A 25,309-nucleotide genomic window follows, 5' to 3' on the forward strand; every position below is an offset into this window, starting at 1 on the left:
TTTCAAGCCTCGATAGAGGCAAACAACCATCAGCTACACCCCACCGCCCTGGGCATCCAGGGCACCAACCCCAGACACCTACAAACTTAGGGAAATCCCATGGAACGAGGAAATAGCAAGCACGGTCCCGTACACGACGACGAGTTGGCCCACGAGTTGGAAGGCACGATACGAGGCAATCGTTCCAGCCGAGCAGAAGAGTGGCGTGAGCCCGAGCCGCCGGCTGACGACGACACCCTCATCAACGAACAGGTGCAACGGACCGAACATCCGTAGCACTTCGAACCGAATCATCAATTCGCCGGACGCGCGAACGCTGGAATACGGCAGTGCGGAATGGTGGGCACACGCACGTTTCCGCGGTTCGAGGTTGCATCTTGTACCTGGGTACAGGCTTACCGTGAGGGCATGATGATCACGCCTCCCACCGGGGATTGGGTACCGGACTCGTGCACGCTGCCCACCGTTGAACAGTCGGCACGAGTCGCTGAGTTCGACCGGTTCTTCACCGAAGCGGTGCGGCGCACGGACCGGCCCGCGCGCACGCGACTGGATCTCTTACTTGCCGCCGGCACGGAGGAGGAGGGCCGTGACCTCGCCGCGCGCGAGTCCGGTTGCTGCTCGTTCTTCACCGTCGGCTTCGATGACACCGAGGACGGTCCGGTGATGCGTATCGCCGTTCCCGACAATCAGGCCGCGGTCCTCGACGCGCTGGCCGCGCGGGCGGACGCCTGGATCGGCGGCGATCGGCGTTGACCGGATTGCGCACCGGCGAGCTGGCCGCGGCCGCCGGGGTGAACACCCAGACGTTGCGGTACTACGAGCGGCTCGGTCTGCTCGCCGAACCGCAGCGGTCTCTCGGCGGGCACCGACTGTATCCGGAGCGGTCCGTCACGGTGTTGCGTGTGATCAAGGCGGCCCAGCGGCTGGGGTTCACCCTCGACGAGGTCGCCGAGCTTTTGGCCACCACCCGATCGGGTCGCCGTACTGCTGTCGGGCTACAAGCCCGCGCGGCGGCCAAATTGGCCGAGATCGACGCGAAACTCACCGAGCTGACCGCGGTGCGCGACACCCTGCATGCCGCATTGGAGGCAGGTTGTGACGACTTGCTCGCCTGCAGCGCAAGCCTCTGCTGCCCAGTACCGTTCGGCACCGACTCCGCCGGTGAAAGAGGCGAGTGTGGGTGCTGAGCGCCCGCGGACGCGACGCTGGTGGGTACCGATCGTGCTCGGCGCACTTCTGTGTGTCGGATGCTGCACGCTTCCAGTCCTGGTCGCTGCCGGAATCTTCGGCGGCGGGGTGGCGTTGGTGAGCATTGCGCGAATGCGGGGTGCGGCTGCGGCACGGGCGCCTCACTTTGAATTCGCCGTGCTTCTCGAACGGCGGCTGGCTGTGCCGTGCCTGGTGCGTTCGGTGGTGACGTGACCCGCGGCTTTGACCGTGGCGAGTACGGGTGTCACTTCCAGTGTTCGAATGGCGTCGTCGCTGCCGAGGCGGCGGGTCAGGTAATGGTGCAAGGCGCTGGGATTCGGGCACATCGCCTGGGCCACAAGGTTACTCGGACCGGTGGTGGCCAGCACGAAGGCGAGTTCGGGATGCCGCGCCAACTCGAGGCCGACCTGGTCGAGCCGTGCGGGAGCGACCGACATCCACAGCAGTGCCTGGGTGGTGGCCCCGAACAGGGTGTCGTCGGCCTGGACATCGAAGAAGATCTCCCCCTGCGCCCGTAGATCGGCCAGGCGTCGCGCGACTGTCGCCGGGGACCATCCGGTGGCTGCCGCCAACTCGGCCAGCCCGGCCCGCCCATCGGTCCGCAGCGCGGACAACAGGGCGTCGTCGGCGCTGGAGAGCCCGCGTGCGGACAGCGCGTCGTGATGGCGTGGTGTGAGTTGTCGCTGCTGGTGGTCGGTGAGCGTTGCGACTTGTCCGTGCCACGGCGTCGGACCGCCCAAATAGGTGTGGAGCACGTAGTGAGCCGACACGGTCGTGATACCGGCGGTGCGGGGGATCTCCTGCAGCAGCAGCGGATGTGCCGCGTCCGCCTGGTGCGGCATGCGAAGGATGAGAAGGATTTCCGTGCCACCCGACAGCAGTTTGATCCATGAAGTGTCGGGTCGTCGGGCGAGGGAATGAGCGAGTGTCCGGGCTGCCGTCGTGGTGGCGCCGAGGCGGACCAGCCAGCGGGTGTGGTCGTCGCGGTCGAGACGGCTCAGCCCGACCACCCGCAAGCCGGCCTCGGCGCGCAGTCGCCGGTAGCGCCGGGCCACCGTCTGCGTCGACACACCGAGCACCGTGCCGATCCGGCTGAACGGTGCGCGGCCATCGAGGTGCAGAGCATGAACGATGCCCCGGTCCAGCTCGTCTATGACGGTCATTTCTTTCAGCATTCCGCCTTCAATGGAAAATTTCCACCGATATCTCCCTGTGGATGGAGCTAGCGGAGGCTCCGGATCGATGCTGGTCCCGTCGTCGGACAGCGACGACAACGATCCACTGAAGGGACTCTCATGATTCTGGTTACCGGAGCCACCGGGACTGTCGGCCGCTCGCTCGTCGACCGACTCGTCTCCGCGAAGGTGCCCGTACGCGCGATGACCCGCCGGCCCGCTGCCGCCGGTCTTCCCGCTGCCGTCGACGTCGTCGCGGGCGACTTGGGTGATCGCGGCAGCATCGCCGCGGCGCTGCGCGGGGTGGACCGCGTGTTCCTGCTTTCCACCGGACCCGACATCCCGACCCACGACGCGAACCTGATTCGCGAAGCCACACGCGCCGATGTCGCGCACGTCGTCAAGCTGTCCTCCGGGCGTACCGGCGACGACACCGCGACCGACCCCATCCCGAGCTGGCATCGCCGCGGTGAACAGGCCCTGCGCGACAGCGGCATTCCGTGGACGATCATCGGCCCGCTCGGGTTCATGGCCAACGCATTGCACTGGGCCGACTCGATCCGGAACCGCGACAGCGTGTTCGCCGCCTACGGCCACGGCCGCGTCGCGGTCGTCGACGAACACGACATCGCCTCCGTCGCCGCCACCGTGCTCACCACCGACGGCCATGACGGGCGAACCTACCGGCTCAGCGGACCGGAGGCTTTGACCCCCGCCGAGATGACCGCCGTACTCGCCGACGTGCTGGGCAGGCCGCTACGGTTCGTGGAAGTCGAGCCCGCCGCCGCCCGTCAGGCGATCCTGGACCACGGACTGTCCGAGATCATGGCCGACGCCATCATGGCACTGCGCGCCACGGCACTGGAGTCGTTCACCTCTGTCGTGCATCCGACGGTGCAAGAAGTCACCGGCGTGCGGCCGACCTCGTTCCGGGAGTGGGCCACCCGACACCTTGCCGACTTCGCGCGTGTGTGACAGCGCGTGCACATCTCGATTCCTAGCGTTTCAGATTTTCGTGCGGCGTGTCGCTGAAGGTCAGCCCGCAGCGTCGGATTTGAATGCAGGCTGGCTGGTCGACAAATGCGCGAACTACTGGAGGTAGAAGATCGTGATCCGGCGGTTTCTTTTGCCCGGCAGCATGCGCAGCGGTGCGATCGGCGGTGTGGCACTCGGGCTGCTCTTGGCGACGACGGCAACCGCGCAACCGCTGTATCCACTGCCCGATCCGGACCCGTTCTATGCCGCCCCGGCGGGTCTGGCGGCATACGAAGCAGGGGATGTGCTGGGTGTGCGGGCACTGCCCGCGCTGGCGATCTTCCCCGCGGCCACTGTCACGCTGGTCAAGTTCCGGTCCACCGACTCGCACGGAGCTCCGATCGCGGCGACTACGACGGTTCTGACTCCCTTCGGCCGACAGCCCGGCGGCCCGCTGTTGTCGTATCAGCACTTCATCAACGCGCTCGGCACCGGCTGCGCGATATCGCACAAGCTGTACAGCGACGATCTGAACCTGGTGGCGACCACGCCGATCTTGAATGTGGCGCTGGCGCGGGGCTGGACTGTGGCGCTGCCGGATCACCTCGGACCGCAGTTCGCTCTCGGGGCAGCGCGTTTGGGTGGCCAGGTCGTATTGGACGGCATCCGTGCGGTGAAGCGGCTACCCGCATTCGCCGTGGAGCACAGCCCCGCGGTCATGGCGGGTTATTCCGGCGGTGGCCTGGCCACCGCGTGGGCGGCCGCGTTGCAGCCGACATACGCACCGGAGCTGAAACTCGCGGGTGCGGCCGTCGGTGGTGCCCCGATGAATCTGGTGACGATGGCCGAGACTTTGGGCCTGGACCGGCACCCCTCGTTCGGGTTGGCCATGGCGGCGGCGATCGGTCTGGAGCGGGAGTACCCGGACCGACTGCCGACGAGCTCGCATCTCAATCCGCGCGGCCTCGCGGTCGCTCAGGACATGGCCAACAGTTGCAGCAACGACATCCTCACCGCGGGCGTCGACGGCAGCGCTCGGGAGTACCTCGACAACACCTCGATCGTCGACAGCCGCGAAGCCCGCTCGGTGGTGGAGGAGAACAGCCTGGAACTCTCTCCCGAGATACCGGAAAACCCTGTCCTCGAATGGCATTCGCCGAAGGACCAGCAGATTCCGCTCGGTGCCATCGAGAATACCGTCCGCCGCTGGTGCGCGGCCGGGGTGCGGGTGCAGACGGTGCTGGTGCCCTCGGTTGAACTGCCCTCCGCGCTGGAACATTTGGCCCCTGCGGTATGGGGTGCGCCTGCGGTGCTGCTGTGGCTCGAAGCCCGGGCCCGCGGAGAGCTCGCCCCTACCAATTGCTGACATCGACGCCCACGTAGCGGAGCGGAACTGCGGCAGGTGGCCGCCGAACTCGCCGGGGCGGATGGCCCCTGACCGGCTTCACCGACTGAGACTCCGCCCGCGTCGAGGTCGAACGAGGTGGACCCCGCCGATGTGATGCGCCGTCACTTCATGAGGGCGAAGTTGCGCCAGAGGTGGGTGAGGCTTTCGGTCCCTCCGAACAAGGTGGTGAAGTTGGTGGAGTCGATCATGACGATGTCGCCTGCGCGTCGTTCGGTGGGCGGCAGCCAGATCAGGGTGTTGAATTCGGTATTGCCTTCGGCGGTGAAGGGGTGGGGTCGGTCGAGGTCGATGGGTTGCCGGGCGAGCAGGCGCACGGATGCGCTTGCGGGCGCGGTGAGGTGATAGTGCGGGAGGTGGGGGTGGAAGTTGAATGTGGTGACGTTGTCGAGCAGGTGCAAGTCGTCGAGGTCACGAAATGTGCTCAGGGGCGCAATGGATTTCGTGCCTTCGACGACGGCGGGTCGGAGTCCGTACATGTTGTGCACCGGAACGTCGAGCGCTTTCATCAGTGAGCGGGTGTAAGCGCTGAAGCGTTGTTGGCGCGGCACCAGCGGGTCGCCGTGGTGCTGGTATTCGACTTGGCGTTGCTGGAGGTCGTCGGTGCAACCCACGTCGTGATGGGGCGCCAGAAGCAGACAGGTGCCTTCGCGTCGCAGCCATTCGTCGAGGGCCGCGATCTCCTCGGGCGCGGCTTCTGCCTGACCGAGGACGTGGTCGAGGCCGAAGATCATGAGGGTATCGGTGTCGGCCAGAATGCGTTCGTCGAGAGGCAATTCGAACCCGGCCTGATCGATGCGCTGGAAGACCGCGACGGGGTGACCGGTGGCCTCTCCGGCTATCTGCTGGAAGGTGAGGGTGGAGCGATGGAACAATTCCAGCGTGCCGGCGATCCCTTGCAGAAAGTGCGTGGCGTCGTATTCGGGCGTCTCGTAGGCAGGCCAAGCCGCTTGGCGCACCTCGGTTATGGTGGAGAAGCGGTTGTCGAGCGCGGCAGGATCGCGCTGGGCTTCCCAGGGATAACTCCAAGTCCAGTAGATGCTCAACCGGCGTCTGCCGGGAGTGTAGGTACGTGGCAGCGGAGATTGGTTGTAGGTGCGTGCCCGGGTGACGGTGCTCATGGTGCCACCTCGTTGTCGGTAGGAGTGCAGAGGTAGCGCAGTGCGCGAACACCGGGCATGAAGAAGTACGCGCCACCCCTGAGAGTTGTGAACGCCGGTAATCCTCTGATGGTCTTACGGATCGGACGTTTGGGGATCTTGTATTCCAGGGTGCCGTCTTGGTTGCCGATGATCGGATCCCGCTCGTTGCCGAGCTCGTGGAACGTCTTGTCGTTGATCCACACGTTCTGGGCGAATTCGAATTGGCGCACCAGGCTGGCACACAGCACGAAGGCCGCGATTCCGCGCTCGGCGCCGTCCTCGGAAACACCTTCGGGGAGATGCGGTCCGTAGGTGGCGCCGCGGCGGATCATGCGCCGCCGCTGCATGTTCACCGCGGTGTCACGGGGATTCAGCCTGCGGATGTGCGAGCCCAAAGGCACCGCGTACCCGTAGGGGTCCATCTGTTTGTAGTTGAAATCGTTGTTTCGCTGCATATCTGCCCCGAGTTCGGGATCGTCCCGCTCGGGGGCGAGCACCAGGGGAGCGCCGCTGCGCCAGCGGCCCATGAGTTTCGCGGCCAGCAACTCCTGTTCCTCCGGGGTGTCGGTGTGCTCGGCCAGGAAGTCGCGGAATCGCCCGACGTGTTCTTGTAAGCGCCGGTAGGCCATGTAGCTGCCGTTGCGCGACAACACCTCCGGTTGCGGCAATCCCACCGGAGGACCGTCCTCGTCGGGATATCCCAGGATGAACTCGCCGGCCTTGATCGGGGCACCCGTGCCCGGTGTGGGCTGCTCACCGGAGCCTTCGATCACCGGCTGCGACAACCTGTCGCGGTAGCCGAAATGGTCGTGCGGGTACTCCAACGGCGGAACGGCCGCGAGGTCCAGCGACGACAGCACCGTCACTCCGGTGCAGCGGCCGACCAGCTGGTGGTGCTCGTGCACCCAGCGAGCGCGTTCGGCGTCGTCGTGGGCGAACAGGATCGCGATCGCGTGCAGATCGTCGCCCGCCAATCCACCGACCCAATGGTCGGGGTGATCGGTCCCGGTGTCGCCCAGGACGCCGGCCCGCGCTGCCATGCCCTGGCGGAACTCCTCGGGGAACGTTGCCAGTGACTGTTCGGGCACGCCGAGTGCGCGGAGGCCGGTCCAGGTGAACGCGAGCGTCACCCATCGGCGGTCTGTGGTCACGGAGCGTTGTGCGTCGGCAGCCGAGGCCACGCGGTCGACCATGGCCGACAGCCACGCCCGCCCACCGGTGGCACTGGCGAACGACAGGAACTCGTAGCGTCCGGTCAGCGCGGGGACGCGGGTCAGCAGAATGTGCTGAATGTCGTCGAGTTCGAGCATCAGCAAACCTCTCGGTCGCTACTGCATCTGATCGAGCATGTCGGAAAATGCCGCCTTCACGCGCAACGCCTTCTTGACCTCGTCCGCGGTCACATAGGGGTACTCACCGTACTCCAGGAAGCTCGGGAATTGATGCTCACGAAAGAACTCGACCACCGCCTCGGTATTGGTCTTCCAGTCTTCGGGGAACCCTTCGAGGTTCACGAATACGGTTGTGATGCCCGTCGACAGGAACAAGGCGATAGCATCCTCGACGTACTTGTCGAAGTCGGTGTCGAAGATGCCCTGATATTGGAAGCACAACCCGTCGCCGATGTCGAACAGTACCCACCGCAAGTAATGCAGCCGGAGCGGCGCCAGCACAGTGGGATCTTCGGCGACCGCGGCCTCGATTTGCTTGCCGTACTCCCGGATCGCCTCCTCGCGGCCGGGTTTGACCCGTGCGATGATCGAGAAGCCGTAATTGGCAGGTGTGCGGGGAAAGATCGGCCCGTACCGGCCTCGCTCGAGCTCGAAGAACCCCTCCTTCGGCAGGGCCATCGCCGCCGGCCTGGACCAATCAGCATCGCCTGTGGTCATGTCCGCCTCCATCTCGAGCGGTGCGGCGCGGAGCGAGCTGAAATCCTTTGGCCGAACCGCTCTCGTCGTTGTTATCTGATGGTTGGTCCGAGGTGTGGGTCTCGAAATACATAGCTTCCCTTGGGTAAGCGGATTGCGACGATCGCTGGAGCCGGGGATGGATGGGGCTGCTGCTGGTCCGCATTGCTGCCTGCGACAGCGGGCCGCGCGCCGGTCGAGCCGACCCGCCGCATTTCGACCGTGGCACGGCTGGTCTCGGGACAAGGATCCGATTTCTCGCGGGTCCATGTACCGGTCAAGAATTCGGCTGGGTCGGGCCCCACGTCGGACGCGAACAAATCCCAATGAAATGTCGCGATGGTGTGCGGCTCGTTCGATTCCGCGGAGCAGGGAAAGGGGATGCTGTAATCGGCCTGCCAGACCCCGCCTTCGAGCATCAACATCGGAGCGAAGACGGCGCGAGGATCTTTGCGGGGATCTGTGCCGGAATCTGTGTCCGTAGTTGCGGCGCAGCGGTCGCCCTCACGCATGCACAGGGTGTTGTATTGCTGCCGGAACTTGTTCGGCGGCGGGGGATTGGGAACGTCTGGTGTCGCGGTATAGGTGATGGTTACGTCATAGGCGCCGCTGATCGGCGCGATGGTCGGGCTAGGACCGCGGTCGGGGACGGTTTCGGGAGGGACGACGTCGACCTTCGGATCGATCTCGCCGACGCGGGAAAGCTTCATCTCTTGCTGTTGAGTGTATGCGCAAGGGCCACCGACGAAACTGAAGGAGTTTCCGGTCCACGCCGGGATGCCGGGTCGGAATTCGAGTCTCTGCCATGCCGGGACGTTCTGCGGCACCTTGGTGATCGGATTTTCGCAATCGCGGTCGGGGCGGGGCCGTATGTCTCTTGTGATCGTCCACGTGCCGTCGCGATAGTCCGCGCTGAACTTGGCCGGGGCCGTCTCCCGCTCGGTCTTGCTCTGGCTGGTTATCGAGGCCACGCAGCGTTCGCCGTGCGATGGACAGTCGGATCGGACTGACCATATCCTTTCTTGTGGGGGACTGTTGTCCGGCTTCCCATTGAGAATTTTGGGCGTGTAGGTGACCTCGTATTTGCCATCGAAAGCCGCCTCGGGCTTCGATGGCTGGCTCAGCCACCAGATACCCGACCCCAGGGCCGCGGTGATGAACGCAGCCACCACGGCGACGACTATCGGGACGACAGGCCGTTTACGTCGAGGCGGTGCGGTGCCGTCCCGTCGGGATCCCCCGCCCGATTCGGATCGTATGGGCTCGAGACCGGGCAGATCTACGGGAGGTCCAGCGTTGATCGTGGACTTTTGCTCCGCATACGGCTCTGTAGAGGGTATCGGCGTCGGCGTCCTGGGCCGATCGCTGAGACCTCCGAAGCCTGGGGGCACCGATGTGGGGCCCGCGCGAGGGGCGCTTCCGGCGGCAACCGCAGGGGCAGTGGCGAGAGCGTGTTCGGCGGCGGCTGCCAGCTCTCCGGCGGTCTGGTAGCGGTCGTCCGGGTCCTTCGCCATGCCCCGGGCGATGACATCGTCGAAACCGACCGGCAGGTCGAGCCGCCGCATGCTCGGCGACGGGGGAGCGGCGGTCAGGTGCGCCGCGATCTGTTGTTCGGTGCTGGTGCTCGGGTAGGGCGGTATTCCGGTCAAAAATTCGCACAGCACGCAAGTAAGGGCGTATACGTCGGACCGAGCGTCGGCGACCCCGCTGGTGAATCGCTCCGGAGCCATGTAGGCCAAGGTTCCGATCATCGTGCTGGTGCTGGTCAGCGGGGTATTGCTGGCCGAGCGCGCGATACCGAAGTCGATCAGATAGACGAAGCCGGTATCGGTGACCAACAGGTTGGACGGTTTGACGTCGCGGTGCACCAAACTTTGGGCGTGCGCCGCATCCAGCGCCGCCGCGACTTGGGAGATCACCCCAACCGCTGTCGCCGGCTCCATCGCACCATCGCGGTTGAGCAGTGTTCTGGCGTCGTCGCCGTCGATCAGCCGCATATCGAGATAGAGGTGGCCTTCGATCTCGCCGTAGCCGTGGATCGGAACCACATGTGGTTCGCGCAGTTGAGCGGTGTCGTGAGCCTCCCGCCGGAATCGCTCCCGGAAGCTGGGATCAATCGCACAGCGCTCGGGCAGCAATTTGATCGCCACGATGCGGTCGGTAGCGGTGTCGTAGGCCCGCCATACCTGGCCCATGCCGCCTTCGCCGATCAGCTCGTGCAACCGGTAGCGACCGAACGCTATGCCGTTCACCGACCACCTCCCGCACGGATGAATCGCGTTCGCTATGGAGGATCAGCATCGTGAAAAGGTCGCGTATCGATGATATCGACCTCGGCATTCCTACTGCATCATTGTCGCGGCGCTGCCCGTGTTGCACTTATGCGCGACAGGCTTCGACGGGCTGGCCGACGTGTCGGATCCTCACACTTTCTCGGTGGCGGGCAGATGGGCCGCGCAGACCGCCTCGACGAATTCGCCGACGGTGGTATCGGCCAGATTGCGGGCCAGATCGGCCTCGGTGATGATGCCGACCAGCATGCCGTTGTCGGTGACCGGGAGCCGACGGATCCGCTGCTGCTCCATGAGGACCAGCACGTCGCGCACATCGGTGTCGATATCGACGGTGTGCAGTCGGTCGGCGCCCTGCGCCAATTCGCCGGCGGTGGTGGTCTTCGGATTCGCGCCGACACCGACCACCTTCACGACGATATCCCGGTCGGTGACTATGCCGACGGGACGGCATTCGCCGTCGCAGATGGGCAGTGCGCCGATGTCGAGCTGCCGCATCCGCTGGGCGGCTGCCTCCATGGTTTCCCGAACACTGATGTGCTGTACGTCGGGCCGCATTATGGTCCGCGCGGTCGTCATGATGCATCTCCTTCTATTACGGCGGCGTGTTCGCTACTCCGATCATCATTCGACGGCGGCGAAGGTATCGACAGGGCAGAAGGTCATCTGGCGACCGCCTCGGGCGCCGTTGCGCAACCCGAGGGGTGAGTGTACAGTCACTCACATGAGCAGACGGGCCACCCTTTCCACCGCGGAACTCCGGCGCGAGGCCGTCGTCGACGCCGCGATCGATGAGTTCGCCCGCACCGGCTATCACGGCACGCCGATCACGAGCGTCGCGGCACGCGCATCGATCTCGCCCGCGTACGTCTTCAAGTTGTTCCCCGGCAAGGTATCGCTGTTCGTCGCCGCGCTCGATCGCGCCTTCGAACTGATCGAGGAAGCGCTGTCGGCCGGTGCGTCCCGGCCGGGCGAGACCGACCCGGATGCGATCCTGCACCGGATGGGCGGTGCGTACGCCGAACTCATCGCGGACAATCGACTGCTCATGGTGCAGGTGCACGCCCAATCCGCGGCCGACATCCCGGAAATCGCCGCCGCTATGCGCAGCGGGCTCGAACGGGTCACCGCGTTCGCCGCGGAGCGGTCCGGCGGCAGTGCCGAGCAGGTCCAGCGCTTCATCGCCTACGGCCAGCTCTGTCATCTGATCACCACGCTCGACATCGACGCGAGCGCGGGAGAGTGGGCGGCAATGCTCACCCAGGGGATCCGGCACCCGAATCGCATGTAATCGACGTCCTGAGCGGCGAAATCGCCGTTTACCCACAGAGTGATTGATCAATCACACACTAGGAGGTTCCGAGATGAGCACAGCGAACGTGACAGTTACCGAGATCGTGTTGCCCGGCAAAGTCGAACCGAGCGGACTGCGGGTGCGGCAGCGCGAACTGCCGCCACCCGGTCGGGGGCAGGCGCTGGTGCGGGTAGAGGCCACCGGAGTCTCCTTCGCCGAGCAGCAGATGCGCCGTGGCAAGTACTACGACCAGCCGCCGTTCCCGTTCGTGCCCGGCTACGACTTGGTCGGCGAGGTCGTCGCCGTGGGGTCGGGAGTGGACGCGGCGCTGCGGGGCCGCCGGGTCGCCGCGCTCACCAAGACCGGCGGCTGGTGCAGCCACGTGCTGCTGGACGCCGCCGACCTGGTGCCGGTGCCGGACGGGCTCGACCCGGCAGAAGCGGAGACGCTGGTCGTCAACGGGATCACCGCGTGGCAGATGCTGCACCGGGTCGCCGGAACCCGGCGCGGTGCGACGATTCTGGTGCACGGCGCGAACGGCGGCGTCGGCTCCACGCTGGTGCAGCTGGCCCGCGCGGCCGGTATCGCGGTGATCGGCACCGCGTCGGCCCGCAACGCGGACGCGGTCCGGGCGCTCGGCGCGCAGTGGGTGGACTATCGCGGCGACGTGCCCGCCCAGGTCCGGGCGCTGGCGCCGAACGGCGTGGACGCGGTGTTCGACCACGTCGGCGGCCCCGGCATCGTGGACTCCTTCCGCCTGCTCGCGCCCGGTGGCACCCTGGTGTCCTACGGCACCGCGGCTACCCGCGACGTCGAAGGCGATTCCCGGCTTCCCGTGCTGAAATTGCTCGCCCGGCTGCAACTGTGGAATGCGGTGCCGAACAAGCGCAGAGCGCACTTCTTCAATCTGTGGGCGGGCAAGCGCGACGCCGCAGCCTTCCGCGCGCGGATCGCCGAGGACCTCGGGCAGGTGTTCGATCTCGCGGTGGCCGGGTCATTGCGGGGACAGGTCGCCGCCCGGTTGCCGCTCACCGAGGTCGCCGAGGCGGTGCGGCTCGCGGAGTCCCGCACGGTGGTCGGCAAGGTTGTGCTGGAACCGTGAACCACGGCTCCTGAACCCCCGACGGCCGCCGGCCTTATCCACGAGTTCACCGGACATAAAGGCTGAAAAACATGATCTACCATTGCAATCGACTCACCCTGAAGCCTGGCGTTACGCAGGAGCAGCTGGACGAGGCGCTGGAGAGCCTGCGCAATCAGGGCCGTGTCATCCCGTCCGTACGGCACTTCAGCGTCGGTCGCGGCCACGGCGGCGAGTGCGAATGCGGCGCCGTTTTCGCCCTCGACGACTTCGACGGTTATCGGGAGTACCTGATTCACCCGGCGCACCCGCATACCGACCGGATCGGACTGCCCCGGCCGAGACGGTCGCCACCATATCCGAATGGTCACAGCGATCGGCATTCCGCATCAGGTCGGGTATCCCGGGGGTAGCGTCCTAGTCGCAGTGTGCACGTTCTCTCCTGAGCACCAAGCAGTTTCTGCTCGCTACCACTCGGACTGTTCGTCCGGGACGGTTACCGATTCAGACCGCACGGAACCAGGACAAGGAGATCGTCATGAAAGCCACACGCCTAGTTCGTTTGGGTCTTCCCCCGTTCTTCGCCGCCGCGGCGGCGCTGTTGTTCTGTCCGCCGACCGCCACGGCGCAGGAGACGTGGAACTACAACTGTTCGTCCCATTCGCCGGTGTGGGAAGGCAGGGTGACCGCTATGGACTGCACGCCGTCGAACGGTGCGCCTGCGAGTGGAGAGATCACGCAGCCGTTCCAGGTGAACGGCGGCGAGGTCATGAACTGCTCGTCCGGATGGGCGCATCTCCCCGACTTGATGGGCAAGGAATGCGGACCGGCGCCGATGCGATAGCTGAGCGACCGCGTCGGCGGGTGGACCTTGTCGATTCCGGCAAGGCCCACCCGTTTCTGCCACCAGGATGATTCGATGACCATCACTGCCGAGGACCTTTCGCACCTGCGCCGCTGCGTCGAACTCGCCAGGGAGGCGCTCGACGACGGGGACGAGCCGTTCGGCTCGCTCCTGGTCTCGGCCGACGGGGAAGTGCTCTTCGAGGACCGGAACCGGATCAAGGCGGGTGACGCGACACGTCATCCCGAATTCGAGATCTCTCGCTGGTCCGCGGCACATCTGTCGCCTGACGAGCGCGCCGCGGCCACCGTCTATACCTCCGGCGAGCACTGCCCGATGTGTGCGGCGAGCCACGGATGGGTCGGCCTCGGGCGGATCGTGTACGCCGTGTCGTCCGGTCAACTGGTGTCGTGGCTGGCGGAGTGGGGTGTCCCGCGTGCCCCGGTCGCGGCGCTGCCGATCACCGAGGTCGTGCCGGACGCCGTGGTCGACGGACCGGTCGCCGAACTCACCGACTCGATCGAGGCACTCCACCATGCGCACGCTTTCCGCAGCTGAAGCGGCGCCACACAGCCGCAACGGTGTTCAGTTCTCGGCGGCTGTGCGCGGGTAGGTCAGCCAGGCTTCGAGTCCGGCGCCGAGAAAGTAGGTGGAGGATACGTCGGCTTCGGCCTGGGCGCCGTTCCAGTTCTCCTCGGTGCGTACGAGGACGCCGCCGTCGACGGGAGTGAAGGTCCAGACGTGAGTGCCGCCGTCGATGCTCATTCCGTGGCCGATCGCTGGGCCGGTCCAGCGGATGCACCGGCCGGGTCGCATCCGCGCTCGCACTCGCGCTCGCACTCTCCGGGCACTTTGCCGGAATGGGTGTCGACTCGGCCCTACTGTTCGCCGAGGAACTCGATACCTTGGTGGCTCACTTACGTTGAGCCTGGCGCGACCCGAGAGCTGCTGCGACGAGTAGGCACGTGTAAGGCAGTGGCGAAGCGAGGCCCGCTGGTTCATCGGTGCGGGTCGGCGCGTACGTGCGATCGCACTCCCGGATCCGAGCGGCATAACTCTCGCACGGATTCAGGCGAGGTTCGGCGGCTCCTCGTCGAAAAGGTGGTGGCCGCACTCGAAACCCCATGCTCCCGAATCACATTCGCCGGTTCACTCGGTAGGCGGTCGACGTACGGCTCGGGTGGCGCTTCCCGGGGCGACTGGATCTGCTGGTGCAGTAGTTCCCCAGGCGATGTGGCGTCGATGTACCACCGGAAATTGGCTGAACACCAACTGCGCCAACCGGTCTGGCGGGTGCTTGTGAGGGTGGAAGCGGTTCGGCGAAACTGCCGCCGAGCGCCTTCGGTTGGCCGGTGGCGGTTCGGGAGGTTATGATCAACGCGATGATGACTCCATCTGTTCAAAGATTGGGGGTTCCGTTCGCGCAAGGTGAGTGCTGATGCTCACTCAGATCGTGAACGGGGACGACTCCCGCCTTTCCTTCTGGCTGCGTGTGCGTGAATTCGCCGTGCCGCCTTCCATGATCGAGACTGCTACCGCCCGCCGTCGCGTGGGGGACTGGGCGGGCGCGTGTGCCGCGGCAGGCTTCGATGTCGATTTCACTGTGCGGTCGGTGGCGCGTAGCCACGGGCACGAACTCGCGGCTCGAATCCGGGCCGATCTCCGCCATCTGGCTCCTGACCTGTTGCGCTGGCATCTGCCGCCGCTCGGACGATGGTGCTCGCTCGGCGTCGCCACCTGGCGATCTCACGAGGGGGGATCCGGCCTCGGTGATATCGCGGCCCTCATTAGCATCGATACGCGTGTAAATCGAGGAGATCCGAGGACCTACGTTGACTACCGAACAACTCGACCGCTGGAACGCCCAGGAAGCCGCCGCCGAGGCGATGATTCCCATCATCGGCACGTTGTATCGGGGGAAGGGCGTGACGATCCTGCTGCACAGCCGGTCGCTGGTGAACAAGTCGGTGATCAGCATCCTGCGGACGCACCGGTTCGCGCGGCAGATCGAAGGCGAGGAGTTGTCGGTGGACGAGACTCTTCCCTTCCTGCGCGTGCTCAGTGAACTGGATCTCGGGCCCTGCAAGATCGATCTCGGTCAGTTGGTCATGACCTATCGCGCCGACGATCGCGGACTGTCGATCCGCGAGTTCACCGCGGCGGTGCTGGACGAGGTGATCAACGGCAACAAGGCTCTGTCACCGGGCCCGAGGGATGTCGTCCTCTATGGCTTCGGCCGCATCGGTCGCCTGGTCGCTCGCCTGCTCATCGAGAAGGCCGGATCCGGCAACGGGCTGAACCTGCGTGCCGTGGTGGTGCGCAAGGGAGGTGACGACGATCTGGGCAAGCGAGCGTCGCTACTTCGCAGGGATTCGGTGCACGGCGCCTTCAACGGCACGATCAAGGTCGATACCGGCAATGACACGATCACCGCGAACGGGAACACGATCAAGTTCATCTACAGCGATGATCCGACGACGATCGACTACACCGAGTACGGGATAACGAACGCGATCCTGATCGACAACACGGGCAGGTGGCGTGATCGGGACGGGCTGTCGCAGCATCTGCGCCCCGGCATCGCGAAAGTCGTTCTCACCGCGCCCGGTAAGGGCGATATCCCGAATATCGTGCACGGCGTCAACCACCGCGGCCTGGACCTGTCGCAGCAAATCTTCTCGTGTGCCTCGTGCACGACCAACGCGATCGTTCCGGCGCTCAAGGCCATGGACGACGAGTACGGCATCGTCCGCGGGCACGTGGAGACGGTTCATTCGTTCACCAACGACCAGAACTTGCTGGACAACTATCACAAGGCGGACCGGCGCGGTCGTTCCGCGCCGTTCAATCTCGTGCTCACCGAAACGGGTGCCGCGTCCGCGGTCGCGAAGGCTATGCCGGATTTCAAGGCCAAGATCACCGGCAACTCGATTCGCGTTCCCACCCCCGACGTTTCGGTCGCGATCCTGAACCTGCAGCTTCAGCGGGAGACGACGAAGAGCGAAGTGCTCGCTTATTTGCGCGGGGTTTCGCTCGCCGGGCCGTTGAGCCGAAACCTCGATTACACCGCCGCCACGGACGTGGTTTCCAGCGATTTCATCGGATCGCGCGCAGCGTCGATCATCGATGCCAATGCCACGATCGTCGAGGGTGACACTGCGATTCTCTATGTCTGGTACGACAACGAATTCGGCTACTCGTGCCAGGTGGTGCGGACGGTGCAGTACATCTCGGGCATCGAGTACCCGACCTATCCTCAGGCCGGCGCGCGGCTGGACAGCACCGCCGACGCCCGCGTGCTGACTGCGACCGACGCTGGGTAACTCACACAGCCGAGATATCGGTCGGCACCTGGGCGCTGCACGCCGCCGGGCAGCGCGACGGACATATATCTCGCGCTCGCCGATGTCTGTGCAATCCGATCGTCACGCGGATGTGTTGTCGATCGGCACATCCGTTCACCTCGCGGTGGTCTCATCGCGGCACTCTAGTTCTCGAGGCAGGCGAGTCTTCCGCGCTGACTTCCGATAGCCTGCTGTCGTCGACACCGGGCATGGAAGGACAACGGTCCGAGCCCGGAGACCAACAGTGACAACAGGATGTGCAGGCAATCCGTGGTTCTCGAAAGTTCTACCGGCCGGACGATGCCGACATCCTCCGTCACGACAACCGCGCTCGCGGACTATGACCCGATCGAGCGGGACGGACAGCAAGCAGCGCCGGTTCCTTCGTCGCCGACCGCCGAGACCAAGGAAAATCGACCGGCGCGTGGCAGCGAGTATGCGGTGTTGCTGCGTCGAGTGCGCCGATCCGGGCTACTGGATCGACGGTTGCGGTATTACGTCGGGAAGGGTGCGGTCACCTCGGTGGCGTTCGCTGCCGGATGGGCGGCGTTCGTCATGGTCGGCGACTCGTGGTGGCAGTTGGTGGTTGCCGCTTTCTTGGCAGTGGTATTCGCGCAGATCGCGTTCCTCGGTCATGATGCCGGGCACCGTCAGATCTTCGCCGGTCGGCGGGCCAACTACTTGTTCGGTGTGATCGCGGGCAATCTCGGTATCGGGGTGAGCATCGGCTGGTGGGTCAGTAATCACAACCGCCACCACGCTCACCCCAACACCGAGGGTTCGGATCCGGACGTGATGGGGGTGCTGGCCCATTCCGGCGATCGAGCACGGACCGGCAAAGGCATCCGGCGGGTGATTTTCCGCTACCAAGCCTGGCTGTTCTTTCCGATGTTGTTGCTCGAGGCCGGCAGTCTGCACTATGCGAGTGTCCGGGCGGTGCTGCGCTGGGCGATACCCAACCGCGTCTGGGAGGCCGCACTGCTGGCCGCACACGCCGCCGGGTATCTCGCCGCGGTCTTCCTGGTCTTGTCGCCGGGTAAAGCGGTCGTCTTCATCGCTGTGCACCAGGGCCTGTTCGGGCTCTATATGGGCTGCACTTTCGCGCCCAACCACAAGGGGATGGAGGTACTGGCCGAAGGCGAGTCGACAGACTTTCTGCGCCGACAGGTGCTCACGTCCCGCAATGTCCGCGGCGGCCGACTCGTCGACGCCGCCCTCGGCGGACTGAACTACCAGATCGAGCACCACCTGTTCCCGTCCATGCCGCGGCCCAACCTGCGCCGGGCCAAGCCGATGGTCGAACAGTTCTGCATCGAACTCGAGGTGCCCTACTGCGAGACCGGCGTCTTGGACTCCTACCGCCAAGCGCTGAGCCACCTCCACGCCGTCGGCCGTCTCGCCGGCCCGCAATCGCCGTAGCCGACAGTCGACCCGCCTGACTTCTCACCTCAGCTGAACCATTACAGCGCTACCGACCGGCTTGTGTGCTGGTCAGCCGCGTTCCGCGGCACAGCGGGGCACTCGGCCGCGATCCTGTCAGCGGACCCGAGCACCTTCTCGCCCGCTCGGCGTGACATTTTCGCGACCATTTCGTAATGTATCGGTGACCTATTCTCGACTGTAATCGGTAGCCGACATCATGCCTGGTCAACACCGTAAACGAACCGCAGCCCGGAAGCTCAGCGCCCTGGCCGTATGCGGCATCGCCGCGGCCCTCGCCGTCGGGTTGTGGGCGGTATCGCGACCGGGCCTGGAGGCTCAGCATGCCGCAGCTGCCGATTCGCCGCCATCGGCAGCCGTCGCGCCCCCAACCGGCGTGCCGTCGATCACTCGGCCGACAGCGGCAGCGCCCCCGGTCGAGCAGCCACCACCGTCGGCCAGGGAGGCTGCGCAGCACCTGCCACCACGGCCTCCCCCTGTGCCGTGCTCGACCGAACTCGCAGGTACACGGCCGCACGTGGCGCAGGTGGGCAACCTGCTCAAGAAGACGTTCGCCGTCGCCGACATCGGCGGCGCCATCGGCCGTAGCGACGGCGACCACGGCGCAGGCTTGGCACTCGATCTCATGACACCCGATTCGGCGCGGGGCGACGCGATCGCCGAATACGTGCTGGCCAATCAGCAGCGTTTCGGTGTGACCTACGTGATCTGGCGGCAGCGGTACAACGATGGCAGCGGTTGGTCCTACCTGGAAGACCGCGGGAGCCCGACCGCCAATCACTACGACCATGTGCATGTGTCGTTCGACAAGGCCGCCCAGGGGGACGTAGCCTGCTGAACTTCATGCGGTGGATGGCCGGAAAAAAGTTCGTGCCGTCCGGCGACTTCGCCGGGCGGCACGAACCTGTGTTCAAGGAAGCTCAGCGCTCGCAGCACTGGGAGCTGTCTCCCTAGCGGGCAAACGGACTCTGGGGGTCCACCCGCCGCATCTGCTTCGATGCGGCGAATCGACCAGTTCAGCTGCAGCGAATTCACCGCTGTAGTGCGGGCCGCTGTGTGGAGCGGAGCGGCGCGGGGAAGCCCGGACCCGAAGGGGTGACACGGACGAAGCGGTGATCTACCGAGACCGGATCAGGAGGCGGGCTTGGGCTGGGTCAGGTCCCGGATGCCGGTGATCGCATCGATGACGTTGACGATGGCGGAGGTGCCCCCGTCGAGGGCCGAGCTGCCGGAGTCCAGCATGGCGGAACCGGAGGACGAGCCGGCCGAGCCAGTGGACGAGCCACCGTCGGCCGAACCCGAGGCCAGGCCCGCGGAACCGGTGCCGGCGGAGTGGGCGGCGGAGGCCACCGCGACCGGGCCGAAGAACAGGGCAGCGGCGGAGACGGTGCTGGCGGCGAGAAGGGCCTTGCGAGAGAACATCTGCGGAGCTTCCTTTCACAGTGGGATAACGACGCCATCACGGCGCACCAGCAACGTTAAGAAAAAGAGATCTACAAATCCACTTCTCTTGCTGTGTGAATCATCACCGTTAATAATTGGCTAACTGAATATTTTCCCGAGGTAACACAAATTGATCTTCATCCCTCGGTGAAGTCGATGATCAAATTAAGTCGATTTCTCGACGCGCCGCGTATCGACGTGCGGCGGAGCCGATCTCGCGGTGCGCTTCCATTCGGTTCGGCGGGACGTGAGCCGACAGCGCGCTCGGTGCCGCCGCCGGGAGGAGTCCGGCGTGACCTGCTGGGGGAGGGATCGCACTGCGGCATGTCGGTACAATTCCCTCCGATGCGCGCCCTGTGACGGCTTTCCCGTGCCCGGCCGATTCATTCGACTACCGAACGCGCCTCCGGACGATCTATCCAAGTGGAATCATGCTCTCCACTTTCGACCCACTATTGCGCAAATTTGCGGATCCGTGGCGTCGTGATCGCTTTATGGCGCAGAGGTCAACACATCTTCTGCAAATATGCAGACAATGCATGAGTCTCGTTACGGACGGCTGTTGATGATGAAATCGGCGACTGCATCCCGTCGCGGACCTGCCGGATGCGCTGACTGGCTCGGAAAGGTCATGCCGACGATGCCGCTGAGACTGCCTCGGAGCCTTGGCGTCGACGTGAAGACGAGCATGCCGCTTGCGCTGAGCCCGCACAGCACGATCGGCCGGTGCTCCCGGGCCCGGTCGTGTGCGACGAGGTCGACGAGAAGGTCGACCCAGCCGTCGTTGATCGGGTTCGCGTCGGGCTCGACCGCTTCGCCCCGGTCTGGGCACGACGCTCCGACGACCGGTAGTCGAGTCGAATCGGTTGATCTTGAATGGGGTATGTTCGAACGGTCGGCACGGCAGGAGGCTTCGAGGATGACCGCAGTGAACGGTATGTCGGTCGACGTCCGGACACCCGACGGTGTCGCTGACTCGTATGTCGCCTACCCCGACGATGGCGCCGCCCATCCGGGAGTGCTCGTGATTCAGGACGGTTTCGGACTGCGGCCCAGCCTGCGATCACTGGCCGATCGTATTGCCGCCCATGGCTACACCGTTCTGTTGCCGAACGCCTATTACCGGCACGGGCGTGCGCCTGTGATCGAGCTGCCGGATTTCATCGACCCGGGGGAGCGGCCGGAGATCTTCCAACAGGTCTTCCCGATGATCCGCGAGCTGACCCCGGAGCTCCTGCGTTCGGATGTCGGCGCATATCTCGAGTGGCTGGCAGCGTCGCCGCAGGTCATAGGGGCAAAGGTCGGCGTCACGGGTTACTGCATGGGTGCGCGGCTGGCGGTGCTGACCGCCGCCATGTTCCCTGATCGGGTTGCGGCGGTGGCAGGATTCCACGGCGGACCGCTGGTCACCGACACCCCGGACAGTCCGCACCTCACTCTCGGAAACATCACGGCGGAACTGTATTTCGCCCACGCGGGCGAGGATCGCCACATGACTCCCGAACATATCGCCCTGTTCGACAAGGCGCTCGATGCCGCCGGTGTCCGCCACCGCACCGAGGTCTACGAGGGTGCCCAACACGGCTACACCCAGGCCGATACCTCCGCACACGACCCCGAGGCGGATGAACGGCACTACCGCGAACTGCTGGCCCTGTTCGACCGCAATTTGCGCCAGTAGCCGGGCTCGGCCGACCTGGCGGAAGAAGCACCTGTCAGGTCGGCGGCGCGTGTCGGATGCCCCGCCACCCTAGCGGGAATCGGACCCCGGAAGCCTGGATGTCGTGAATCAGCTGCGCGTAGCCTTCGCAGACCTCACCGAGGTGAAACCATGCCTCGTGCCGCACGTCGTTGTCATCGACGTGTAGAACCGTCCACCACGCGTTGGCATAGATCTTTGCGATATGGCTGATCACCTCGCCCAGGGAATGGGTGTGCCTGCGCGCTCCGGGGGCTCTCGGAACATGGACGAACGCCCACGAATCGATCTCGCTGACGATCTCGGCAATGTCGATGTGGACGCGGGCTTCATCGAATTCGGCGGGAAGACGCGTTCGATTCAGGCGCACCGGGATCAGTGCCGCGTGCAGATCGCCCAACTCCCTAGCCCACTCGATCAGCGATGATCCTTGCGTAAGGTGACCAGCGATCGCCGCCAATAACTGATCAGGCCCGAGCAACCGTGCTTTCCCTTCCTCCGGATCGCCGTCGTCGCGCGGCCGGGGTGGTTCGGCCTGGGAGCAGAAGGCCGTGGCGGTCATCGTCGCACCTCATACCGACGTGTGAAGGAGGTCGGTGCGGTTTCTTCGGCAAGGTGAACCGCGTGGCGGAGTCCCTGACCATGAGCTGCGCCGGAGGGGAATTCGACGCGTTCGTCCAAGCGTCCCACTGGAGTTCCTTCGAACCGGTTTTTGCCGTTGCTTCTTCTCTTCGAATAGATTTCCGCGTTCTCGTCGGCCCGGTAATGCGAGTGCCGAGAGTGTTGACGGTGTGCCTCGGTCATCTGGGCGGGCGCCGGGGGATCGACAGTGCTGTCGATAGCGGTCGTCGCCGATGACCGGTGCGGACGGTGGAGATCTGCCGCACCTTGATACCTGATCGGCCATTGTCAGCAGAGTGTATACACTATGGCATCAGGGAATGCGCTAGTCAACGGGTCTATGCCTGAACGCGGTTGGACATGCGACGAGATGTGGGCTCGAACGGGTTCCCGCTCAATGCCATTCGTAGGTGCCGCGGCCGAGTGACAGGCGCATCGAAACGCTGCCCTCGTTGAGGCGCCACCGATGAACGACGAAGCTGCGCAGACCCGCCGTGACGAAAGGATCCGCTGACGCGATGGCGGTTGCCTCGGCTTCGTCGGAGGCGCGCAAGACCGTGATGCCCGATCCCGGACCGGTGTCGGGGCCGCTGACGAGGGGGCCCGACAGGAAGACGAGGCCGCGTTCCTCGAGGTCCAGCAGCCAGGCTATGTGCGCGGGGGCGAGGGCGGCGATGTCCTCGGAGGCCGTCCCGGCCGAAGGGGCCGAGGTCACCATCCAGTAGTCCCGGCCCAGGAGCAATGAGGGGTCAAGAGCGTCGCGATCGGTGGCAGGAGGCAATAAACTCATCGCATAACTGTATGCAATTTCCGGGTGGCGGCAACATTCGGAGGAGCCTTGACAGTGAAAGTGCATACACATTACGGTCGGACGCATAGCGAACAGGAGTGACGCCACCTGCGGACTCCTCGCCGGGCCGTTCCAGGCGCACTCGATCGACGAGCACATGACCCGGCCGCCACCACGGGAAGGAAGATTCACCATGCCGATCGCTGAACTCGGTCATTTCGGAGTTTTCTGCGATGACCTGGAAGCCAGTACAGCGTTCTACCGCGACGTCCTCGGACTGACGGTCACCGATGAGGACCTGAATCTGGGCATGCGGTTCTTCAGTGCCCGGCCGAACTTCGAACACCACGAGTTCCAACTCGTCGAGGGCCGGACCGTGGCGCGCGCCGACGAGAACACCAAACTCATTCAGCAGGTCTCGTTCCGGGTCAATCATCTGACCGAGTTGATCGAGTTCCACCGCAGATTCATCGAGCACGATGTCGACTTCGACATGATCGTGACGCACGGTAACGCGTTCGGCATCTATTTCTTCGATCCCGAGGGCAACCGGTGCGAGGTGTACTGGCAGACCGGACTGCCCGCCCGTCAGCCATTCCTGGCAGCGATCGACCTCACCGAACCGATCGAGAAACTGCTGGCCGACAACGCGGCGCTGGTAGCTCGGTACGGGCAGAGCGGCTATCTGCAGCCGGGGCTGGTGAAGAACCTCATCCCGGACGCGATCGACTCCTGACAGCGTGCGTTCGGCAAGTTTCCACAGGAGAGAACACCCATGATCACGCTGACCGACATCGCCTATGTGCGGTCAGGAGTCGCCGATCTCAGGACCGCCGTCGACTTCGCGACCCGCATCGTCGGTCTCGAACTGGCCGGTGCGACCGAACCGGGGGTCGCACACCTTCGCGCCGACTACCGCCACCACTGTCTGGCTCTGGTCGAGGGCGTGTCGGGGGTCCTGGCCTCCGGGTTCACCGTCGCCGACACGGATGCGCTGGAGGCTGCGGAGAACGAACTCGCGCAGGCCGGTTTCGCCGTGCGGCGGGGGTCGAAGCAAGAGGCTCGCTCGCGCCGCGTGGCCGAGTTCATCGGCTTCGACGATCCCTTCGGCAATCGCATCGAGCTGGTCAGCCACCAGGAGACGATCACCCGCCCCGTCGCTTTCGCTCGGCCGGCGGGCATCACGGAGTTCGGGCACCTCTGCCTCGACGCACCGGATGTGCACGAGGCCTACCGGTTCTGGAACGGGCACTTCAACGCCCGCGTGTCGGATTGGATCGGTGACGCCGCGTGCCTGATGCGGATCGATCCCGTCCACCACAAGCTCGCCGTATTCCAGGGCGAGAGCGCTGGTCTGTGCCACATGAACTTCCAGGTGGAGTCCATCGACGACGTCTTCCGTTCCTGGCACTTTCTGCAAGAACACGACGTACAGATCGAAATGGGCCCTGGTCGCCACCCGCAGTCGACAGCGGTGTTCCTCTACTTTCTCGGTCCCGAAGGCTTCACCTACGAATACTCGTTCGGGGTGCGTCGCATCGAGGACGACGCGGCTTGGCGACCGCGCACGTTCGATCCGGACGAACCCGGCTCGATCGACATGTGGCTGGGTCCGGTCAAGCGGGTCTCCACCCAGCACGCGGCCTCGATGGCCGGAACCCGACCCACCCCGACGAGGAGTTAGCAAGTGGCCGTGATCACCAGCGATCATCCGACCGCATCGACACGCGAAGTCGATGGGGTGCACACCGCTGTCATCGACACCGGGGAGCCAGCAGGCGAGAGCGCGCAGCCGCCGCTGCTGCTCCTGCACGGGTCCGGTCCCGGTGTGAGCGCCGCGGCCAACTGGCGTCCCGTACTGCCGTCCCTGTCGCAGAGCCGGCGCGTCATCGCCCCCGATCAGTTGGGCTTCGGTGGCACAGCCACCGGTGAGGCGCGCACGTGGGCCCGACAGGCGTGGACCCGGCACGCACTCGCGCTCATGGACGAACTCGGCATCGAGACCTACGACATCATCGGCAACTCGATGGGCGGGGCAATCGCCTTGTCACTCGCGGCCGAGCGTCCGCAGGCCGTTCGTCGACTCGTCCTCATGGGCTCGATGGGTGTCGCGATGGCGCTACCACAAGGGCTCGACACCGTCTGGAACTACCGGCCAGGAATCGAGAACATGCGCGAGATCATCGGGCTGTTCGCCTACGACCGGGGGCTGATCACCGATCAGCTGGTCGAGATGCGATACGGGGCAAGTGTCGAGCCCGCCGTCGCGAAATCGTGGGAAGCGATGTTTCCCGAACCGCGCCAACGCTGGGTCGACGACCTGGCCCTGTCCGGTGCCGAGTTGACCCGGGTGGCACAGCCGACCCTCATGATTCACGGGCGAGACGACCGGGTGGTGCCGTGGAAGGAATCCTCGGGGGCGTTGCTGGAACTTCTTCCGGACGTCCGGCTGCACGTGCTCGGCAACTGCGGCCACTGGACCATGATCGAGAAGACCGCCGAGTTCCTCGGCGTCGTGGAACCGTTCCTGTCCGAGGCCTGACCTCGCTCAATGTGGCTTTCTGTGGGGAAGTCATCGATGGAAGAAGGAGTTCCGATGTTGAGCACTATGCAGGACGAGCCGTTGTCGTTGGCGACGTTGCTGCG

27 protein-coding genes are annotated in these 25,309 nt (G+C 65.1%); 16 read left to right on the plus strand and 11 right to left on the minus strand.

Annotated features, from left to right (window positions below):
- Nucleotides 1-99: 99 nt before the first annotated feature.
- The 3 genes from ACWEH3_RS32485 (at nt 100) to ACWEH3_RS32495 (ending at nt 1,190) form a co-directional block, all read left to right on the plus strand.
- Nucleotides 100-276 carry a hypothetical protein gene (locus ACWEH3_RS32485; protein WP_450024673.1) on the plus strand — a complete coding sequence of 59 codons (177 nt, stop codon included), beginning with the start codon at nt 100-102 and terminating at the stop codon, nt 274-276.
- Between the two features lie 132 nt (nt 277-408).
- Nucleotides 409-756: a hypothetical protein gene (locus tag ACWEH3_RS32490; protein ID WP_450024675.1), complete on the plus strand. Its 348-nt coding sequence runs from the start codon at nt 409-411 to the stop codon at nt 754-756.
- The gene (locus ACWEH3_RS32495) at nt 753-1,190 is read left to right on the plus strand and encodes a MerR family transcriptional regulator (protein WP_450024677.1); all 438 of its coding nucleotides are present in this window, start codon (nt 753-755) and stop codon (nt 1,188-1,190) included. The genes ACWEH3_RS32490 and ACWEH3_RS32495 overlap by 4 nt, the downstream gene beginning before the upstream one ends.
- Nucleotides 1,191-1,352: 162 nt before the next feature.
- Here the strand turns inward: ACWEH3_RS32495 and ACWEH3_RS32500 are convergent, their stop codons facing one another.
- Nucleotides 1,353-2,375, minus strand: a complete 1,023-nt coding sequence (locus ACWEH3_RS32500; RefSeq protein ID WP_450024679.1) for an Lrp/AsnC family transcriptional regulator — start codon at nt 2,373-2,375, stop codon at nt 1,353-1,355.
- A 132-nt stretch (nt 2,376-2,507) separates the two neighbouring features.
- On the opposite strand from ACWEH3_RS32500, the gene ACWEH3_RS32505 reads away from it, so the two are divergent.
- Both ACWEH3_RS32505 and ACWEH3_RS32510 read left to right on the plus strand, forming a co-directional pair.
- Nucleotides 2,508-3,362, plus strand: coding sequence for an NAD(P)H-binding protein (locus ACWEH3_RS32505; RefSeq protein WP_450024681.1), 855 nt, complete (start codon nt 2,508-2,510; stop codon nt 3,360-3,362).
- 163 nt (nt 3,363-3,525) lie between these two features.
- The gene (locus ACWEH3_RS32510) at nt 3,526-4,728 is read left to right on the plus strand and encodes a lipase family protein (RefSeq protein ID WP_450024725.1); all 1,203 of its coding nucleotides are present in this window, start codon (nt 3,526-3,528) and stop codon (nt 4,726-4,728) included.
- A gap of 143 nt (nt 4,729-4,871) precedes the next feature.
- Here the strand turns inward: ACWEH3_RS32510 and ACWEH3_RS32515 are convergent, their stop codons facing one another.
- The 5 genes from ACWEH3_RS32515 to ACWEH3_RS32535 form a co-directional block, all read right to left on the minus strand.
- On the minus strand, nt 4,872-5,888 hold the full coding sequence (locus ACWEH3_RS32515) for a hypothetical protein (protein ID WP_450024683.1): 1,017 nt from the start codon (nt 5,886-5,888) through the stop codon (nt 4,872-4,874).
- Nucleotides 5,885-7,219 carry a Dyp-type peroxidase gene (locus ACWEH3_RS32520; RefSeq protein ID WP_450024685.1) on the minus strand — a complete coding sequence of 445 codons (1,335 nt, stop codon included), beginning with the start codon at nt 7,217-7,219 and terminating at the stop codon, nt 5,885-5,887. Before ACWEH3_RS32520 ends, ACWEH3_RS32515 begins: the two co-directional genes overlap by 4 nt.
- An 18-nt stretch (nt 7,220-7,237) precedes the next feature.
- Nucleotides 7,238-7,798 carry a hypothetical protein gene (locus ACWEH3_RS32525; RefSeq protein WP_450024687.1) on the minus strand — a complete coding sequence of 187 codons (561 nt, stop codon included), beginning with the start codon at nt 7,796-7,798 and terminating at the stop codon, nt 7,238-7,240.
- 71 nt (nt 7,799-7,869) lie between these two features.
- Nucleotides 7,870-10,068 carry a serine/threonine-protein kinase gene (locus ACWEH3_RS32530; RefSeq protein WP_450024689.1) on the minus strand — a complete coding sequence of 733 codons (2,199 nt, stop codon included), beginning with the start codon at nt 10,066-10,068 and terminating at the stop codon, nt 7,870-7,872.
- Nucleotides 10,069-10,239: 171 nt separating this feature from the next.
- Nucleotides 10,240-10,686 (minus strand): CBS domain-containing protein, encoded by a 447-nt coding sequence (locus ACWEH3_RS32535; RefSeq protein WP_450024691.1) that lies wholly within the window; start codon nt 10,684-10,686, stop codon nt 10,240-10,242.
- A gap of 145 nt (nt 10,687-10,831) precedes the next feature.
- Here ACWEH3_RS32535 and ACWEH3_RS32540 point away from each other — a divergent pair, with 145 nt between their 5' ends.
- The 3 genes from ACWEH3_RS32540 to ACWEH3_RS32550 all read left to right on the plus strand — a co-directional run bounded on the left by ACWEH3_RS32540 (nt 10,832) and on the right by ACWEH3_RS32550 (nt 12,895).
- Nucleotides 10,832-11,398: a TetR/AcrR family transcriptional regulator gene (locus tag ACWEH3_RS32540; protein WP_450024693.1), complete on the plus strand. Its 567-nt coding sequence runs from the start codon at nt 10,832-10,834 to the stop codon at nt 11,396-11,398.
- 73 nt (nt 11,399-11,471) lie between these two features.
- Nucleotides 11,472-12,503, plus strand: coding sequence for a medium chain dehydrogenase/reductase family protein (locus ACWEH3_RS32545; RefSeq protein WP_450024695.1), 1,032 nt, complete (start codon nt 11,472-11,474; stop codon nt 12,501-12,503).
- Nucleotides 12,504-12,574: 71 nt separating this feature from the next.
- Complete coding sequence (locus tag ACWEH3_RS32550) at nt 12,575-12,895, plus strand: Dabb family protein (protein ID WP_450024697.1); 321 nt, start codon at nt 12,575-12,577, stop codon at nt 12,893-12,895.
- A 229-nt stretch (nt 12,896-13,124) separates the two neighbouring features.
- Here the strand turns inward: ACWEH3_RS32550 and ACWEH3_RS32555 are convergent, their stop codons facing one another.
- Nucleotides 13,125-13,409: a hypothetical protein gene (locus ACWEH3_RS32555; protein WP_450024699.1), complete on the minus strand. Its 285-nt coding sequence runs from the start codon at nt 13,407-13,409 to the stop codon at nt 13,125-13,127.
- Here ACWEH3_RS32555 and ACWEH3_RS32560 point away from each other — a divergent pair.
- Nucleotides 13,402-13,884, plus strand: a complete 483-nt coding sequence (locus ACWEH3_RS32560; RefSeq protein ID WP_450024701.1) for a nucleoside deaminase — start codon at nt 13,402-13,404, stop codon at nt 13,882-13,884. The two genes, ACWEH3_RS32555 and ACWEH3_RS32560, sit on opposite strands and share 8 nt — an antisense overlap.
- 27 nt (nt 13,885-13,911) lie before the next feature.
- Here ACWEH3_RS32560 and ACWEH3_RS32565 read toward each other — a convergent pair whose 3' ends face one another.
- Complete coding sequence (locus tag ACWEH3_RS32565) at nt 13,912-14,091, minus strand: hypothetical protein (protein ID WP_450024703.1); 180 nt, start codon at nt 14,089-14,091, stop codon at nt 13,912-13,914.
- A 1,067-nt stretch (nt 14,092-15,158) separates the two neighbouring features.
- Between ACWEH3_RS32565 and ACWEH3_RS32570 the strand changes: the two genes are divergently transcribed.
- From ACWEH3_RS32570 to ACWEH3_RS32580, 3 genes are all read left to right on the plus strand, one after another.
- Nucleotides 15,159-16,649: a glyceraldehyde-3-phosphate dehydrogenase gene (locus ACWEH3_RS32570; protein ID WP_450024705.1), complete on the plus strand. Its 1,491-nt coding sequence runs from the start codon at nt 15,159-15,161 to the stop codon at nt 16,647-16,649.
- A gap of 321 nt (nt 16,650-16,970) precedes the next feature.
- Nucleotides 16,971-18,089 carry a fatty acid desaturase family protein gene (locus tag ACWEH3_RS32575; RefSeq protein ID WP_450024707.1) on the plus strand — a complete coding sequence of 373 codons (1,119 nt, stop codon included), beginning with the start codon at nt 16,971-16,973 and terminating at the stop codon, nt 18,087-18,089.
- 220 nt (nt 18,090-18,309) lie between these two features.
- Nucleotides 18,310-18,948 (plus strand): hypothetical protein, encoded by a 639-nt coding sequence (locus tag ACWEH3_RS32580; RefSeq protein WP_450024709.1) that lies wholly within the window; start codon nt 18,310-18,312, stop codon nt 18,946-18,948.
- A 293-nt stretch (nt 18,949-19,241) separates the two neighbouring features.
- On the opposite strand, the gene ACWEH3_RS32585 is transcribed toward ACWEH3_RS32580, so the two are convergent.
- Nucleotides 19,242-19,532, minus strand: coding sequence for a hypothetical protein (locus ACWEH3_RS32585; protein WP_450024711.1), 291 nt, complete (start codon nt 19,530-19,532; stop codon nt 19,242-19,244).
- Between the two features lie 805 nt (nt 19,533-20,337).
- On the opposite strand from ACWEH3_RS32585, the gene ACWEH3_RS32590 reads away from it, so the two are divergent.
- A complete protein-coding gene (locus ACWEH3_RS32590; protein WP_450024713.1) occupies nt 20,338-21,234 on the plus strand; it encodes a dienelactone hydrolase family protein in 897 nt (298 codons plus the stop codon).
- 34 nt (nt 21,235-21,268) lie between these two features.
- Here the strand turns inward: ACWEH3_RS32590 and ACWEH3_RS32595 are convergent, their stop codons facing one another.
- Both ACWEH3_RS32595 and ACWEH3_RS32600 read right to left on the minus strand, forming a co-directional pair.
- Nucleotides 21,269-21,814, minus strand: coding sequence for a hypothetical protein (locus tag ACWEH3_RS32595; RefSeq protein WP_450024715.1), 546 nt, complete (start codon nt 21,812-21,814; stop codon nt 21,269-21,271).
- Nucleotides 21,815-22,267: 453 nt separating this feature from the next.
- On the minus strand, nt 22,268-22,663 hold the full coding sequence (locus tag ACWEH3_RS32600; RefSeq protein WP_450024717.1) for a YciI family protein: 396 nt from the start codon (nt 22,661-22,663) through the stop codon (nt 22,268-22,270).
- A 193-nt stretch (nt 22,664-22,856) separates the two neighbouring features.
- Here ACWEH3_RS32600 and ACWEH3_RS32605 point away from each other — a divergent pair, with 193 nt between their 5' ends.
- Genes ACWEH3_RS32605 through ACWEH3_RS32615 form a run of 3 tightly spaced genes read left to right on the plus strand, consistent with a single transcriptional unit; the run spans nt 22,857 to nt 25,205 of the window.
- On the plus strand, nt 22,857-23,399 hold the full coding sequence (locus ACWEH3_RS32605) for a VOC family protein (protein ID WP_450024719.1): 543 nt from the start codon (nt 22,857-22,859) through the stop codon (nt 23,397-23,399).
- 39 nt (nt 23,400-23,438) lie between these two features.
- Nucleotides 23,439-24,347 (plus strand): VOC family protein, encoded by a 909-nt coding sequence (locus tag ACWEH3_RS32610; RefSeq protein WP_450024721.1) that lies wholly within the window; start codon nt 23,439-23,441, stop codon nt 24,345-24,347.
- Between the two features lie 3 nt (nt 24,348-24,350).
- A complete protein-coding gene (locus ACWEH3_RS32615; protein ID WP_450024723.1) occupies nt 24,351-25,205 on the plus strand; it encodes an alpha/beta fold hydrolase in 855 nt (284 codons plus the stop codon).
- Nucleotides 25,206-25,309 lie beyond the last annotated feature (104 nt).

The sequence above is a fragment of the Nocardia sp. NPDC004718 genome (assembly GCF_053601535.1).